This window comes from Acrocarpospora pleiomorpha, from assembly GCF_009687885.1.
In the GTDB taxonomy this organism is placed as follows: Bacteria; Actinomycetota; Actinomycetes; order Streptosporangiales; family Streptosporangiaceae; genus Acrocarpospora; species Acrocarpospora pleiomorpha.
In genome coordinates this window covers 219,624-235,450 of record NZ_BLAF01000013.1, presented here as the reverse complement: position 1 = coordinate 235,450, position 15,827 = coordinate 219,624, and the positions used below count along the sequence as shown (strand labels likewise).

Genomic DNA, 15,827 nt, shown 5'->3' with positions numbered 1-15,827 from the left:
GCTCGGCATCAGCCGCCGACAGTGCCGGACTCGCTGACCACCGGGATCCGCGTTAACGCCGGATTCCGTTCCGAATCTCTCCGACCCCCGCGCCTGGACCAGGCCGGTTGGGTGATTCCCAGCAGCGCGACCAGCGTGATTCCGGCGTAGAGCAGCGCCCCGAGCCTCTGGTCGGCCTGCGCCGCCGGCAGCCATTCGAGCTCCAGCCCTGAGAACCACGCCTGCCCTTGGATCGGGCCGATGAGCAGCAGGAATGCCACGACCCCCTGCACCCCGGCGACCACTCCCGTCGCCGCCCACGGCCGGACGACCACAAAGAACACCGCGCCCGAAATAGCCAGATAAATCATCACGATCAGCCGGACGACCAGTACGGATTGCGAAATTTCGTACAACGGGGTCAGGAACAGCAACGGCAACGGCAACGCGTAAGCAACCGCCGCGACCGCCGGATAAATCCGTATAGGTCGACGTATCAACGCGAGCGGCATCCCCAGCGCCAGCAACACAGGCCCAACCGTCCCGACCAACGCGTACTGCACCATGTGCACCGAGAAGATGGCCCGCGCATAAACCCCAACCCCGCCCACCATCCCGTACGCGACGACAACAAGCCCGGCGAACCACGCCACCGTCCGCCACCGCGGCCACGACGGCATCCGCCGTACCCCCACGACATAACCAACCCCCGCCGCCACCACGACCAGCAGCAACAACGGATCCAACCGCATCTCAGAAACCAGCCCCCAGGCCGTGAACGGCGCGAGATCGAACCCCAGCACCGCATGCGTGCTGTCCCCACCCGGCGGCGGAGGCGTCCGCGACAGCGCGACCGCCAACCCCATCCCCGCCGCCATCAGCACCAGCTCACCTCCGGCCAACCGCAGGAACGGCGCCCGCACCCCCGCCTCCATGGCGACGATCGTCGACCTCCGATGCCGCCACCCGAAGAACCCCAGCACGACGAGCGCGACCATCTTGCCCACCACAAGCAGCCCATACCGCGACCCGAACAGCTGCGACAGCGACCCCAGCCGCACCCACGCGTTCACCGCCCCGGAGATCGCGACCGCCCCGTAACAGCACAACGCGATCGTGCTGAACCTCCGCACCGCCGCGAGAGGCTGCTCCGACTTACGAAGAAACACCAGTAACCCGAACAGCCCGCCCACCCACAGCGTCACCGCCGTCAGATGCAACATCAGACTGGAGATCGCGAAATCGTGGTCGGCGGCCGACGCCGAATGCCCGGCATACGCGGGCGGCAGCAGCGCCACCAGCGCCAACAAAAGCAGGAACCACGGCTTCGCGCGCAGGAAGCTGAGCAGGGTGATCGCCAGCGTCAGGCCGTACACGATGAGAAAGGCCAGCCCCTGCGGCACGTAGAGCAGGAACGTCGACAGCGCCCCGGAGCGCAACGCCTCGCCCACCGGCACCCCGACGAAGTCGGACAAGGTCAGCAGCACGGTCGCCGCCGCACTCGCCGCCCAGGCCAGCGCCCAGCGCGGCACCGCCCGTCGCAGGATCGACCGCCCGTCCTCAAGCAGCACGGCCGCCAGCAGTGACCCCATGGTCGCCACCGCGCACAGGTCGTGCAGCAGCCGCATCACCGGCAGTCCCCACGACGTCAGCGGCCCCGGCGACGGCAACCCCCGGATGGCCGGAAGATTCCGATCCCCGCCGAACCAGAACGCGACCAGCAACACCCCGAACCCGGCGAACAGCACCCCGAATCCGACCAGTCGGCTCCTCATGATCAGGAGTGCCCGCCGCCGTGCTCCGCCTGCTCCAGCCGCCCGCCGAGCTTCTCGGCCAGCGGTTCCACCATCTCGGGCAGGCCGACCACCACCCACCGGGTGCCGATCACATAGGTCCCGCCGTAGGCTTCGGCCGCCGTCAGCCAGTCCTTCTGCCCGGCGTCGGTGTCGAACGACACCAGCGTGAACGGGCTGCCGGTCCCGGCGCACGACCCCTGCCGCATGTCCTTGCCCTTGCCCTGGATCGAGAGCGAACACCCGATCTTGGTGGCGAGCTCCTCCAACGTGGCCGGGCCGCCTGCGGGCTTGGCCTGATGATGCTGGTGTGGCCCGGCGGGCAGCTGGGCCGCGCTGCTGTTGCCGCTGAGGGACCCGGCGATCAGGGGCACCGAGCCCACCAGCGCTACCGTCCAGCACAACCGGCTGACCACCTGGCGCAGAACCGTCATGAGATCACTTCCCTGACGCGGGACATCGGTCGGCCCCGCGCTGGAAGGTACGGCTCAGCCCGCCCCGGCGTTCACCCTCCGGTGAAGTAGCGCGCCACCACCTGCGTGTGCAGCGGGAACGCCAGCTCCTGCGCTTTGTCGATGACCAGGAACTCGCTCGCCTCGGCCGTGGCCGCGACCGGCGGCAGCGCGACGCCCGGCGTCCACGCCCCCAGCCCGAAGATCAGCACGGTCCCGTCGGGCGCGCTCAACGCGTCGAACAGGCGCACCCCCGTCACCGCGGTGACCACCCCGGTCTCCTCCCGGAGCTCCCGGACGGCCGCCTCCTGCCAGGTCTCGCCCACTTCGATGAACCCGCCCGGCAGCGCGAGCGCGCCGATGTGCGGTTCGACGTTCCGCCGCAGCACCAGCAGGCCATCGTCCACCGGCAGCAGCAGGACCGCGACCGGCAGCGGGTTGCGATAGCTGGTCTTACCGCAGTGCGCGCACGCCCGCGGCCACGGCTGATCCGGCGCGAAAGCCGTGCCGCAATAGGAGCAGTGGGTGTTCACGGACGTCAGAGTAACGTCAAGACATGAGGGGACGCTGTATCGGAAGCGTCAAGTGGGGCATTGGCGCCTGATTCACGGTCTTTGCTGGTCATGTACATGATCCGACTAGCCAAGGAACGAGGATGGCCGACCTCATCTTCCTCATGCTGACCATCGTGATCTTCGTGGTCTTCGGGCTCGTCGTGAAGGCGGTGGAACGGCTGTGAGCGCCGTGAACGCCATCGGCCTCGTCGGCGCGATCCTGCTCGCGATCTTCATGGTCGCCGCGCTCCTGTTTCCCGAGCGGTTCTAGATGTTCTTCATCGCCTCGTTGATCCTCGCGCTCGCGCTCGTTCACAAGCCGCTGGGCGACTACATGGCCCGCGTCTACAGCCGCCCTCCCGGCCGGGAACGAGTGCTCTACCGCCTGCTCGGTGTGCGCCCGGACATCGAACAACGCTGGCCCGCCTACGCCCGAGCCCTGCTCGCCTTCTCCTTGATCTCCATCCTGGTCGTGTACGGCCTGCAGCGCCTCCAGCACCACCTCCTGCTTTCCCTCGGCTTCGACGCGGTCCCCACCCACGTGGCCTGGAACACCGCGATCAGCTTCGTCACCAACACCAACTGGCAGGCGTACGCGGGCGAGCACACCATGGGCCACCTGGTCCAGATGTCCGGCCTGGCCGTGCAGAACTTCGTGTCGGCGGCCGTCGGCATGTCGGTGGCCGTGGCCCTGGTCCGCGGCTTCGCCCGGCGCGGCAGCGAGACCATCGGCAACTTCTGGGCGGACCTGATCCAGGGCACCGTACGGATCCTGCTGCCCATCGCGTTCATCGGCGCGCTGATCCTGGTGGCCGGCGGCGTCGTGCAGAACTTCACCGGCCCGCACGAGATCGCCACCCTCGCGGGCGGAACCCAGCACCTGACCGGCGGCCCGGTGGCCAGCCAGGAGGCCATCAAGGAACTCGGCACCAACGGCGGCGGCTTCTACAACACCAACTCCGCCCACCCCTTTGAAAACCCGCAGACCTGGACGAACTGGATCGAGATCTTCCTCCTGCTGCTGATCCCGTTCTCGTTCCCGCGCACCTTCGGCCGGATGATCGGCCAGCTCCGCCAGGGCTACGCGATCCTCGCCGTGATGGCCACCCTCGCGGTGCTCAGCGTCATCCTGCTCAACGTTTTCGAACTCAGCGGCGACGCCACCGTCCCTCAAGCAGTAGGCGCGGCTATGGAGGGAAAGGAGACCAGGTTCGGCGTCGCCGACTCCGCCACCTTCGCGGCGGCGACCACGCTCACCTCCACCGGCGCGACCAACTCCGCCCACGACTCCTTCACCCCGCTCGGCGGCATGATGACGCTGCTCAACATGATGCTCGGCGAGGTCGCCCCCGGCGGCACCGGCTCCGGCCTGTACGGCATGCTCATCCTCGCCGTCATCACCGTCTTCATCGCCGGCCTGATGGTCGGCAGAACCCCCGAATACCTGGGCAAACGCATCGGCGCCCGGGAGATCAAACTGGCCTCCCTCTACTTTCTGGTCACCCCCGTCCTGGTGCTCACCGGCACCGGCGTCGCGATGGCCAACCGGGCGGGCCTGGCGGCCATGCTGAACTCGGGCCCGCACGGCTTCTCCGAGATCCTCTACGCCTTCACCTCCGCCGCCAACAACAACGGCTCGGCCTTCGCCGGGGTCACCGTCAACACGCCCTGGTACTGCGTGGCGCTCGGTCTCTGCATGGCCTTCGGGCGGTTCCTGCCGATCATCTTCGTGCTCGCGCTGGCCGGGTCGCTGGCGAGGCAGCAGGCCGTACCGGTGTCGGCGGGCACGCTGCCCACACACCGGCCGCAGTTCGTCGGCCTGGTCGCGGGCGTCACCGTGATCCTGGTCGCGCTGACCTTCCTGCCCGCCCTGGCGCTGGGCCCGCTCGCGGAAGGAGTGCGCTGATGGCGGTCGCCGCCGGGCTTCTGGACCCTCGGCAGCTCCTCACCTCCATTCCCGACGCCGTCAGGAAGCTCAACCCGCTGACCCTGTGGCACAACCCGGTCATGCTCATCGTCGAGGTGGGCGCGCTCGCCACCACGATCCTGGCGGCGGCCGAGCCGTCGTTCTTCGCCTGGGCCATCGCGGTCTGGCTCTGGCTGACGGTGCTGTTCGCCAACCTGGCCGAGGCCGTCGCCGAAGGCCGGGGCAAGGCTCAGGCCGCCAGCCTGCGCGCCGCCAAAAGGGACACCACGGCCAGACTCCACGAGAGCGGAGGCGTGGTCAACGCCTCCGACCTGCGCCCTGGCGACCTGGTGGTGGTCGAAGCCGGGGAGATCATCCCCGGCGACGGCGACATCGTCGAGGGCATCGCCTCAGTGGACGAGTCGGCTATCACCGGCGAATCCGCGCCGGTCATCCGCGAATCCGGCGGTGACCGGTCGGCCGTCACCGGCGGCACCAAGGTGCTCTCCGACCGGATCATCGTCCGGATCACCCAGAAGCCCGGCGAGAGCTTCATCGACCGCATGATCGCCCTGGTCGAGGGCGCCGACCGGCAGAAGACGCCCAACGAGATCGCGCTCAACATCCTGCTCGCCGCGCTGACGATCATCTTCCTGGTGGCCACGGCCACCATGCAGCCGATGGCCATCCATGCCAGGAACATCAACCCCGGCGTGCCGGACTCGCTCGCGCTGACCGCGAACGGGGTCAGCGGCGTGGTGCTGGTCTCGCTGCTGGTCTGCCTCATCCCGACCACCATCGGCGCGCTGCTGTCGGCGATCGGCATCGCCGGGATGGACCGCCTGGTGCAGCGCAACGTGCTGGCTCTGTCCGGCCGCGCGGTCGAGGCAGCCGGCGACGTCAGCACCCTCCTACTGGACAAAACCGGCACCATCACCCTCGGCAACCGGCAGGCCGCCGCCTTCGTCCCCGCTCCCGGCATCTCCCCGGCGGAACTCGCCGCCGCCGCCCAGCTGGCCAGCCTCGCCGACAACACCCCCGAGGGCCGCTCCATCGTCGTGTACGCCAAGGAGGCCTTCGGCCTGCGCGAACGCGAACTCATCCAGCCCCGCTGGGTGCCCTTCACCGCCCAGACCCGGATGTCCGGCGTGGACGTCGCCGACCGGCAGATCCGCAAGGGCGCGGCGGCGGCGGTCATGAAATGGGTCCGCGACAACGGCGGCCGTCCCACCGAGGCGGTCGGTCACCTGGTGGACGGCATCTCCGCCACCGGCGGCACCCCGCTGGTCGTCGGCGAGATCACCGGTGGCAAGGCCCGCGTGCTGGGCGTCATCCACCTGAAGGACGTCGTCAAGCAGGGCATGCGCGAACGTTTCGACGAGATGCGCCGGATGGGCATCAGAACCGTGATGATCACCGGCGACAACCCGCTGACCGCCAAGGCCATCGCCGACGAGGCCGGGGTCGACGACTTCCTGGCTGAGGCCACCCCCGAGGACAAACTCACCCTGATCAGGAAGGAGCAGGCGGGCGGGCGACTGGTCGCGATGACCGGCGACGGCACCAACGACGCCCCCGCGCTGGCCCAGGCCGACGTCGGAGTCGCCATGAACACCGGCACCTCGGCGGCCAAGGAGGCAGGAAACATGGTCGACCTCGACTCCAACCCCACCAAACTCATCGAGATCGTCGAGATCGGCAAGCAACTCCTGATCACCCGAGGCGCGCTGACCACGTTCTCCATCGCCAACGACATCGCCAAGTATTTCGCGATAATTCCGGCCATCTTCGCAGCCGTCTATCCCGGCCTCGACGCCCTGAACATCATGCGCCTGGCCACCCCCCAGTCGGCCGTCCTCTCCGCGGTCGTCTTCAACGCGATCATCATCGTCGCCCTCATCCCGCTCGCCCTACGCGGCGTCCGCTACCGCCCATCCAGCGCCGCCGACCTCCTCTCCCGCAACCTCTACCGGTACGGCCTCGGCGGCGTCATCGCCCCCTTTATCGGCATCAAACTCATCGACCTCATGCTCCAGCACCTCCCGGGGATGTCGTGAATGCAACGCCCACATCCGCGCCGTTCGAACTGTCCGAGCCTGAGCTGACTTTCAGGGACGACGTGAATGCAACGCCCACGCCCGCGCCGTTCGAACTGCCCGAGCCCCAGCCGACTTCCAGGGATGTCGTGAATGGAACGCCTGCCCCACTGGACCCGCTCGCATCTGGTTGCCATTCGCGCGATCGTGGTGCTGACCGTGCTCACCGGAGTGATCTACCCCTTGCTCGTGATGGGCGTCGGCCAGGTCCTTTTCCACCATCAGGCCAACGGGTCGCTTGTCCGGAAAGAGGGCAAGACCGTTGGCAGTGCGCTCGTTGGGCAACTTTTCACCGGCAAGGACGGCAAACCGCTCGCCCGCTACTTTCAGACTCGCCCGTCGGAGGCCGGGGAGGGGTACGACATGCTGTCCACCGCGGCCAGTAATCTGGGCCCTGAGGACATTGTGGACGCCCTTCCCGTGCCAGGTCATGCGGGCCGAAAGAGCCTGCTGACTCAGGTTTGCGCCCGGAGCAGGGCGGCGGGGGAGCTCGAAGGGGTGTCCGGCGCACGGCCGTACTGCACGGACGAGGGGGTGGGTGCGGTGCTTAAGGTCTTTCCCCACCGGGTGGTGAGTGTCAACCAGCCCTGCCCCACCACCCCCTTTATTCCGAAATATCGGGGTATGGCGGTGGAGTGTGCCCGGCCGGGCGAGGATTACGCGGCTGGACGCACGGTTCCGGTTCGCGGCAGCGGCAACGTCACCGGCACCGGCAGCGGCAGCGGCAACGTCACCGGCACCGGCAGCGGCAGCGGCAACGTCACCGGCAGTGGCAGCGGCAGCGGCAGTGGCAGCGGCGACGTCAGTGGCGACGTCGGTGGCAAGCTCGGCGGCAACCTCAGCGGTGCTGCCGTGCCCCCGGACGCGGTCACTGCCAGCGGCTCCGGACTGGATCCCGATATTTCCGTCGAATACGCCCGCCTCCAGGCTCCCCGGATCGCCCGCGAACGCCGTACCTCCGTCGAAAAGGTCCTCGCCCTGATCGCCGCGCACACCACCGGCCCCGCCCTCGGATTCCTGGGCGAACCCGCCGTGCACGTGCTCGAACTCAACCTGGCCCTCGACCAGGCCAGGTGATGGCCATGCTCCGCGGGCGCCTGCGCGTCTACCTCGGCTCGGCCCCCGGCGTCGGCAAGACCTACGCCATGCTCGACGAGGGCCGCCGCGCCGTCGAACGCGGCCGGGACGTGGTCGTGGGCCTGGTCGAAACCCACGACCGCCCTCGTACCGCCGCCCTCCTGGACGGACTGGAGATCATCCCGCGCCGCGCCATGATCCACCGCGGCGCGGCCTTCACCGAACTCGACGTGGACGCGGTCATCCGCCGCGCCCCCCGGCTCGCCCTGATCGACGAGCTCGCCCACACCAACGTGCCGGGCTCCCGCAACGCCAAACGCTGGCAGGACATCGAGGAGATCCTCGAAGCCGGGATCGACGTCGTCTCCACGGTCAACATCCAGCACTTGGAGTCCATCAACGACGTGGTCCAGGCCATCACCGGCGTGCCGCAGCGGGAAACCGTCCCCGACGAGGTGGTCCGCCGCGCCGACCAGGTGGAACTCGTGGACATGGCCCCCGAGGCGCTGCGCCGCAGGATGGCCCACGGCAACGTGTACGCCCCCGAGAAGGTGGACGCCGCCCTCGCCAACTACTTCCGCGTCGGCAACCTGACCGCATTGCGGGAACTCGCCCTGCTCTGGGTCGCCGGAAAGGTCGACGAACAACTCGACCGTTACCGCGCCGAACACGGCATCGCCGGCACGTGGGAGGCGCGCGAGCGGGTCGTCGTCGCGCTCACCGGCGGCCCGGAGGGTGACGTGCTCATCCGCAGGGCGGCCAGGATCGCCGACCGCTCCAAGGGCGCCGACCTGCTCGCCGTGCACGTGACCAGGGCCGACGGCCTGGCCGACGCCGACCCGGCCAACCTGGTGCGGCAGCGCGCCCTGGTGGAGAGCGTCGGCGGCACCTACCACCAGGTGGTCGGCGACGACGTGCCCGGCGCGCTGATCGACTTCGCCAAGGGGGTCAACGCCACCCAGCTGGTCCTGGGCGCGTCCCGGCGCGGTCGGTTCGCCCAGCTGCTCGCCCGAGGCGTGGGCATGGAGACCACCTCGCGCTCCGGCTCCATCGACGTGCACATGGTCACCCACCCGCACATCAAGAAGGGCAAATCCGGCGCGCGGCAGCGGGCGGCGCTGACCCGCACGCGGCGGATCGGCGGCTGGGCGCTGGCCCTGCTCGGCCTGCCCCTGCTCAGCGCCGCCCTGCTCCCGGTCCGGGACATGATCACACTGCCAAGCGAGATCCTGCTGTTCCTGGTGCTGGTGGTGGCGGTCGCGCTGGTCGGCGGCATGCTGCCCGCGGTGACGGCGGCGGTGGTGGGGTTCCTGCTGCTGAACTATTTCTTCACGCCGCCGACGAATCAGCTCACCGTCGCCGATCCGGAGAACGTGTTCGCGCTCTGCGTCTACGTGCTGGTCGCGATCATGGTCAGCATGGTGGTGGACGTCGCGGCACGCCGTACCAGGGAGGCGGCGCGGGCCGGCGCCGACGCCGAGACGCTCTCGGCCCTGGCCGGATACGTGCTGCGGGGCGAGGCCGCGCTGCCGTCGCTGCTGGGCCGGCTCCGCGAGATGTTCGGCCTGACCTCGGTCACCCTGCTGGAGCGCGGCGCGGCGGCGACCCCAGACGATCAGAGCGATCCGGCGGCCTGGCGGATCGTCGCGACCTCCGGCGGGGAGCCCGCCACCTGCCCGGCGGTGGCCGAGACCGATGTGGTCATCGACGAGGAGCTGGTGCTGGCCGCGCGCGGGCGGCTGCTGGACGCCTCCGACCGGCGGATCCTGGAGGCGTTCGCGGCCGAGGCGGCGGTCGCGCTGCGGCAGCAGCGGCTGGCCGAGCAGGCCGAGCGGGCCAAGCCGCTGGCCGAGGCCGACCGCATGCGCACCGCGCTGCTGGCCGCCGTCAGCCATGATCTGCGCACCCCGCTGGCCTCCGCCAAGGCGGCGGTGGAGAGCCTGGGCAACACGGCCATCGACTGGTCGCCCGAGGATCGTAAGGAGCTGCTCGCCACCGCCGACGAGTCGCTCGCCAAGCTGGACCGGCTGATCGCCAACCTGCTCGACATGAGCCGCCTGCAGGCCGGCGCGCTGGGCGTCTCGCTCCAGCGGGTGGCCCTGGACGAGGTGGTGCCCCGGGCGATCGACGACCTGGGACCGCTGAGCGACCAGGTGGAGACGGACGTGTCGATCGACCTGCCGGAGATCATGGCCGATCCCGGCCTGCTGGAACGGGTGCTGGTCAACCTGATCTCCAACGCGATCCGGCACAGCCCGCCGGGCGTCAAGGTGCTCGTCTCCGGCAGCTGGCACGAGGAGCATGTGGAGATCCGCGTCATCGACCGGGGGCCCGGCATTCCGGCCGACTCCCACGAGCGTGTCTTCCTGCCGTTCCAGCGCCTCGGCGATCGGGACAACCACTCGGGAGTCGGCCTCGGCCTGGCGCTGGCCCGCGGGCTGACCGAGGCCATGGGTGGCGCGCTGAATCCGGATGAAACCCCCGGCGGGGGTCTTACTATGATCGTGACCATGCCGATGGCGGCCGCATGACCCGCATCCTGATCGTCGACGACGAGCCGCAGATCCTCCGCGCGCTCCGGATCAACCTGGTCGCCCGGCAGTACGAGGTGGCCCTCGCCGCCGACGGAAGCGCCGCCCTGCGGGAGGCCGCCCAGTGGCACCCCGACCTGGTGCTCCTGGACCTGGGCCTGCCCGATCTCGACGGGGTGGACGTCATCCACGGCCTGCGCGGCTGGACCACGGTGCCGATCGTGGTCCTGTCCGGCCGGGCCGGGAACCAGGACAAGATCGAGGCCCTGGACGCGGGGGCCGACGACTACGTCACCAAGCCCTTCAACATCGAGGAGCTCCTGGCCCGGGTCCGCGCCGTGACCCGCAGGACACGCGCCCAGGAGGCCGAACTGGCCGCCGTCCAGCTCGGCGACCACACCATCGACCTGACCAACAAGACCGTCTCCGGCGGCGTACGGCTCACGCCCACCGAATGGCACATCCTCGAGATCCTGCTGCGCAACCCCGGCCGCCTGGTCAGCCAGCGCCAGCTGCTGACCGAGGTCTGGGGCACGAAATACCTGAAGGAAACCCACTACCTGCGGCAGTACATGGTGCAACTGCGCCGCAAACTCGAACGCGACCCCGCCCACCCGGTCCATCTGATCACCGAACTGGGCATGGGCTACCGCTACCTGCCGTGACGGGGGCGTGCCGGGGTCGGGCACGCCCCCTGCTCGGTTCGGTCAGGGCGCGTACGCTCTGACCTCCAGCAACCCGACGGAGTTGCTCCCGTTACCGGTGAGCAGCACCCGCAACCGGGTCGTGCTGGTGGCCGTGAACGTCACGTTGTTGAACGCGTTCTTGGTCAGCGTGTATCCGGAAGCCCCGGGCACGTCCACATACGCGCTGCCGTTCCAGGACTGCAACTTCCACGACGCGGGCATGTCGATCCCCTGCTCGTCGTCGAAGAAGTACACCTCGGCCCGGTTCAGCGTCTGCGCCGACGGCCAGGTCAGATCCACCCATTGCTCGCCGGTGTTCGGCCAGCAACCCCAGCGCGGATTGACCGTGTCGTTCGACGACGGAGGCTGGATCCCGTCGTTGACCGCCGCCACGCTCTCCCACGAAGACGTGAACGACGCCGTCGGCGTGGCGATCTGCGCCAGATTGCTCGGCGGCTGCACCACTCCGCCCCGGTTGAAGATCTTCACCTCGGTGAGCCCGCTCCGCGACCCGGAGGCGTTGGTGGTCACGATCCGCACCCGCTGCGCGCTGATCGCCGGGAACTGCACCAGGTTGTAGTTGGCCCGCGGCGCGGCCGGGGTCTTGTTCTGACCTGGCACGTTCGTCCAGGTGCTGCCGTTGAGGTACTGGATGTTGTACGACGCGGGCGCCCGATAGGTGGCATTGGCCGGACGGCTGTCCTTGAAGTGCACGCGCACCTCGTTGAACGTCCGCGCGGCCCCGAAGTTCACCTCGTACCAGTCGGAGGCGGAAGTGTTGCCGCCCCAGAACGGTTCGTTGGTGGGGAACCCGTCGATCGCTCCGGCCACGTTGCTGCCGGACGCGGTCGAAGACGCGGTGGCGGTCGCGCCGGCGGCCAGGTTGGTGAGGTTGGCCGTGAGGTCCACGCCCGCCTTGGCCAGCATGTCCACCATGCGCGGGCTGGACTGGGACACCTGCGTGGGGGTCTGCAGGCTGGGGAAGGCCTGGTTGAAGGCGACGGTTCCGCTGGTGGTCACCGCCCCGGTGGCGGCGTCCCAGGTGAAGGGCACCAGCGAGTTGACCGTCGCCACCCGGGTGCCGTTCAGGAAGATCGAGTAGCCCTGCGGCACGCCGGGATAGCGGGTGATGCCGTCGGCCGGGTCGTCCCAGACGATGGTCAGGTCCGTGTTCCGGTAGCGCAGGTTGTTGACGGTGAAGTGGGTCCAGCCGATGTTGATCGGCGAGAGCTCCACCTTCGCGTCACTGCGCGGCCGGAGCCCGGCCACGTCCTCGATCACGGTCCAGTTGGAGCTGCCCAGGATGTTGTGGTGGATCCAGGACCGGTAGTTGATCGACGAGCCGTTCCAGTCGGCCCAGAACTCGTTGGCGTCCGGCCACTGGGTGTTGCCGCCGACATACTGCGCCCAGGCGTTCCAGTAGAGCAGCTTCTTGTAGTCGGTCGCGCTCATCCACGCGTTCGGGTAGTTGCGCAGCACCGAAGAGTAGAGCCGGAACTGCACGGTGGAGTTGATGGTGGAGAAGTTGTTGGACCCCGGGTTCCCGGCTGCCGCCGCGGCCGCCTTGTCGACCTGGTTGGCGGTGTAGTACGGGAAGATCGGGTATTGGGCGGGGCTGTCGTAGAGGCGCAGCGCCTCCCGGTAGGTCGCCGTGTTCGGGATCGCGCCGACCGCGAACGGGTAGTAGTTGTTGATCTCCTTCCATGGCACCCACTCGTTGGTCGACTTCAGCCGGTGCTCGAACAGCTGCCGGTTGGGGTTCCACAGCACGTTGACGATGGCGTTCTGGATCTGCGTCGCCAGCGTCCGCATCTCGGTGCCCTTGGCCGTGTTGCCGATCGCCTCGTAGGCCTGCGCCGCCGCCAGCGCCCCGCTGTACTGGTAGGCCGACTCGGCCCGGTCCATGTTGCCCGGCTTCCAGTGGAACGACACCGCGTCGGCGTCGTTGCCGGTCAGGGCGCCCCAGTCGTACTCGATGAGCTTGTTGTTGTCGTGGTCGTAGAAGGCGAGCTGGCCCTTGACGTCCTGCTCGGCGTAGCGGGCCAGGTTCCCGGCGATGGCCGGCTGGCCGCCGTGGATCTGGTAGCTCTTCCAGGCCGCCTCGGCGATGTACTGCGTGTAGCTGTTGGACCAGTTCTCCGGGTCACCCGGATTGTCGAGGAACCGGCCGTTCTTGGAGATCTGCCCGACGCTCAGCCAGTCGCCGTACGCGTAGATGGGGTTGCGCAGGTACTTGAGATCGTCGATGTGCATCGGCTGGGTGAGCGCGATCGCGTTGTTGTAGCCCAGCACGCCCTCGGTGGAGGTCGGGAACTGGAACGTCTGCCCGGGAATGTCGGCGTCCAGGTTGTTGAAGCGCATCAGCCACCAGCGGTAGTAGATGTTCTTCTTGATGGCCGGTTCCGGCACGTCGATGTAGGGCAGGTTCTGCGCCCACCACAGGTTGTACGCCCGGACGTGCGTGGCGAACGCGGTCGCGTTGCTGTATCCGGCGTAGGCGTTGAACTCGGTCAGCGACTCGGGGATCTCGTTGGTGACGAAGCCCATCACCACCTTCGCGGTGACGGTCGCCCCGGGCGCGACGGTCACCGAGCGGTTGAGGCCCCCGCTGGTCACCGTGAATCCGTCCCCGGTCAGGCGGGGGAGGATCGTGGTGAGGTTGTTGTACGCGTTGACCTGCCCGGTCAGCGTGTTGCCGCTCCCGCTGGTGGCGTAGGGCGAGGTCGCCCGCAGCTGCAGCGTCGAGGACGACGAGCCGTTGTTCGTGATCGACAGGTTGGCCACGGCCACGTTGTTCTCGGTGATGAACTTGGTCTGGTTGACCGTGATCGACCCGCTGGTGTGCACGCTCCGCCAGTGGCTCGGCGCCTGCCAGCGGGAGCCCACCTGCTCGGTGAACGTGCCCGGCGTGATCGCGACCGTGAACGCGTTGTTGTTGCTGATGCTCTCCCAGTACGCGACCTGCCCGCCGAACCCGAGCGTGCCCGGATTGTGGGTCTTCATGAAGACCGCCCGGCCTCGGGTCATCAGCCACGTCCCGGCCGGATCGTTGCCCGGCCTGGCCAGCAGGCGGTCCATCCAGAAGTCGGTGCCGCCGCTTTCGGCGTCGTAGATGGCCTGCATGGAGTTGCCCGGCGCGGCCGGGATGGCGGGCCCGCTGAACGTCGGGAACCCGATGGTCTGCGCGGCCGACGCGGGCGGCCCCGCGACGATCAAACCCGCGACGAGGAGTAAGGCGGCGCTGATCCGTTTCATGAATGTGCCGTCCATTCGAGCACGCCGGTCGAGAAACCGGTCCTGGAGGTGATGTTCAGCCGCAGCCGCGTCGTGCTGACGGGGGTGAACGTGGTCACGTTCGCGGTGTTGGCGGCCACGCCGCAGGCCGACTGGCCGGGCACGTTCACGTACGCGCTGCCGTTCCAGTACTGCACCTGGCAGGACGCCGGCAGGTCGATGCCCTGGTTGTCGTCGAACCAGTAGGTGGTGATCCGCCGGATGCTCTGCGCGGTCGGCCACTGGTACTCGATCCATTCGGTGCCCTGGTGGTTCCAGTTGCCGTACGCGCCGTGGCTGTGGTCGGCGGAGCTGGTCGGGGTGAAGCCGTCCTTGATCGCGCCGAGGGTTTCCCACGGAGAGACGTAGGAGGTGGACGCGGTCGCGGTCAGCGCGAGGTTGCCGCCCGCCGGGGGCGGACCGCTGGTCTGCACGACCTTCTGCATGGTGCCGTCGGCGTTCCAGAACAGCTTGTCGATGGTGACCGAGCGGCGGAAGTTGCCCCCGCCCGGGGCCGCGGCGTTGTGGTAGACCATGTACCACTGGCCCTTGAACTCGATGATCGCCGGATGGTTGGTGGTGGAGCTGACCTGGTCGAGCACGACGCCCCGGTGGGTCCACGGGCCGAGCGGGTTGCTCGCGGTGGCATACCGGATGCAGGCGTAACCAGGGGCGGAGCAGGCCGAGTCGTTGGCCGCGTAGGCCAGGTAGTAGGTGCCGTTGCGCTTGAACATCCAGGGCGCCTCCCAGAAGTTGGAGACGCCGGTCGGGGTGATCACCGAGCCCACGGTCTGGGTCATGTTGGCGTTGAGGCGCACGGCCCGCAGCCCGTAGTAGGAGCCCCAGTACATGTAGACCTGGCCGTCGTCGTCGGTGAACACGGTCGGGTCGATGTTGAGCGGGGAGGAGTTCGGGGTGCTGTCGGTGATCAGCGGCCCACCCCGGGCGTCGGTGAACGGGCCGGTGGGCGAGTCGCCGACGGCTACGCCGATGTCCATCCAGCCGGCGCCGTTGCCGTTGACCGGGACATACCAGTAGTACCGGCCGTTGGCTCCGCGCTCGACCTCGCCGGCCCAGGCGTCGGCCCCGGCCCACGGGAAGTTGGCCAGCGACAGCTTCGCGCCCAGGTCGGTGAAGGTGGTCGCGTCGCTGGAGCTGAACACGTGCCAGTCCCGCATGACGAAGTTCCCGCCGCCGGCGGGGGCCTCGTCGTGGCCGGTGTACAGGTAGAGCGTGTCACCGACGACCAGGGCCGAGGGATCGGCCGTGTAGATCGCGGTGGTGATCGGGGCGGCGGCGATGGCCGGCGCACCAGTGGTGAGGACGAGGACAACGGTTGCCGCTAGGGCGGCCCATCGTCGTTTCATGGGGGTGCTCCTTGCCGAGATGTTAGCGCTAACATTCTTGGGGAGGTGCATGAAGGAAGTGGGATGAAAGGTTTTCGGAAACATAAACTTAACTAGGGAGGCTGTCAATAGAG

The 15,827-nt window shown here is 68.6% G+C and carries 11 protein-coding genes; 6 read left to right on the top strand and 5 right to left on the bottom strand.

Annotated elements, in window-relative coordinates; all coding sequences use genetic code 11:
* Positions 1-8 precede the first annotated feature (8 nt).
* From Aple_RS13390 to Aple_RS13380, 3 genes are all read right to left on the bottom strand, one after another.
* Entirely contained in the window at positions 9-1,754 is a 1,746-nt protein-coding gene (locus Aple_RS13390; RefSeq protein WP_155344868.1) for a cytochrome c oxidase assembly protein, read from the bottom strand.
* 2 nt (positions 1,755-1,756) lie between these two features.
* Positions 1,757-2,206 (bottom strand): hypothetical protein, encoded by a 450-nt coding sequence (locus Aple_RS13385; protein ID WP_155344867.1) that lies wholly within the window; start codon positions 2,204-2,206, stop codon positions 1,757-1,759.
* A gap of 71 nt (positions 2,207-2,277) precedes the next feature.
* Positions 2,278-2,757: an NUDIX domain-containing protein gene (locus tag Aple_RS13380; protein ID WP_246264431.1), complete on the bottom strand. Its 480-nt coding sequence runs from the start codon at positions 2,755-2,757 to the stop codon at positions 2,278-2,280.
* A 202-nt stretch (positions 2,758-2,959) separates the two neighbouring features.
* On the opposite strand from Aple_RS13380, the gene Aple_RS13375 reads away from it, so the two are divergent.
* From Aple_RS13375 to Aple_RS13345, 6 genes are all read left to right on the top strand, one after another.
* A complete protein-coding gene (locus tag Aple_RS13375) occupies positions 2,960-3,049 on the top strand; it encodes a potassium-transporting ATPase subunit F (RefSeq protein ID WP_155344865.1) in 90 nt (29 codons plus the stop codon).
* Positions 3,050-4,684 carry a potassium-transporting ATPase subunit KdpA gene (gene kdpA / locus Aple_RS13370; RefSeq protein ID WP_155344864.1) on the top strand — a complete coding sequence of 545 codons (1,635 nt, stop codon included), beginning with the start codon at positions 3,050-3,052 and terminating at the stop codon, positions 4,682-4,684.
* Positions 4,684-6,741, top strand: a complete 2,058-nt coding sequence (kdpB, locus tag Aple_RS13365; RefSeq protein WP_155344863.1) for a potassium-transporting ATPase subunit KdpB — start codon at positions 4,684-4,686, stop codon at positions 6,739-6,741. Before kdpA ends, kdpB begins: the two co-directional genes overlap by 1 nt.
* Positions 6,742-6,873: 132 nt before the next feature.
* Complete coding sequence (locus Aple_RS54395) at positions 6,874-7,857, top strand: potassium-transporting ATPase subunit C (RefSeq protein ID WP_170321449.1); 984 nt, start codon at positions 6,874-6,876, stop codon at positions 7,855-7,857.
* A 5-nt stretch (positions 7,858-7,862) separates the two neighbouring features.
* Positions 7,863-10,388 (top strand): DUF4118 domain-containing protein, encoded by a 2,526-nt coding sequence (locus Aple_RS13350; RefSeq protein ID WP_155344862.1) that lies wholly within the window; start codon positions 7,863-7,865, stop codon positions 10,386-10,388.
* Positions 10,385-11,053: a response regulator gene (locus Aple_RS13345; RefSeq protein WP_155344861.1), complete on the top strand. Its 669-nt coding sequence runs from the start codon at positions 10,385-10,387 to the stop codon at positions 11,051-11,053. Before Aple_RS13350 ends, Aple_RS13345 begins: the two co-directional genes overlap by 4 nt.
* Positions 11,054-11,095: 42 nt before the next feature.
* Here the strand turns inward: Aple_RS13345 and Aple_RS13340 are convergent, their stop codons facing one another.
* Together Aple_RS13340 and Aple_RS13335 are read right to left on the bottom strand one after the other, a co-directional pair.
* Positions 11,096-14,329, bottom strand: coding sequence for a discoidin domain-containing protein (locus Aple_RS13340; RefSeq protein WP_155344860.1), 3,234 nt, complete (start codon positions 14,327-14,329; stop codon positions 11,096-11,098).
* Positions 14,326-15,714, bottom strand: a complete 1,389-nt coding sequence (locus Aple_RS13335; RefSeq protein WP_155344859.1) for a glycoside hydrolase family 43 protein — start codon at positions 15,712-15,714, stop codon at positions 14,326-14,328. The genes Aple_RS13340 and Aple_RS13335 overlap by 4 nt, the downstream gene beginning before the upstream one ends.
* Positions 15,715-15,827: the final 113 nt, after the last annotated feature.

Coding starts and splice junctions, on each gene's coding strand:
- Aple_RS13345 (WP_155344861.1), top strand. CDS start 10,385: ATGACCCGCATCCTGATCGTCGACGACGAGCCGCAGATCCTCCGCGCG.
- Aple_RS54395 (WP_170321449.1), top strand. CDS start 6,874: ATGGAACGCCTGCCCCACTGGACCCGCTCGCATCTGGTTGCCATTCGC.
- Aple_RS13390 (WP_155344868.1), bottom strand. CDS start 1,754: ATGAGGAGCCGACTGGTCGGATTCGGGGTGCTGTTCGCCGGGTTCGGG.
- Aple_RS13335 (WP_155344859.1), bottom strand. CDS start 15,714: ATGAAACGACGATGGGCCGCCCTAGCGGCAACCGTTGTCCTCGTCCTC.
- kdpA (WP_155344864.1), top strand. CDS start 3,050: ATGTTCTTCATCGCCTCGTTGATCCTCGCGCTCGCGCTCGTTCACAAG.
- Aple_RS13350 (WP_155344862.1), top strand. CDS start 7,863: ATGCTCCGCGGGCGCCTGCGCGTCTACCTCGGCTCGGCCCCCGGCGTC.
- kdpB (WP_155344863.1), top strand. CDS start 4,684: ATGGCGGTCGCCGCCGGGCTTCTGGACCCTCGGCAGCTCCTCACCTCC.
- Aple_RS13385 (WP_155344867.1), bottom strand. CDS start 2,206: ATGACGGTTCTGCGCCAGGTGGTCAGCCGGTTGTGCTGGACGGTAGCG.
- Aple_RS13340 (WP_155344860.1), bottom strand. CDS start 14,329: ATGAAACGGATCAGCGCCGCCTTACTCCTCGTCGCGGGTTTGATCGTC.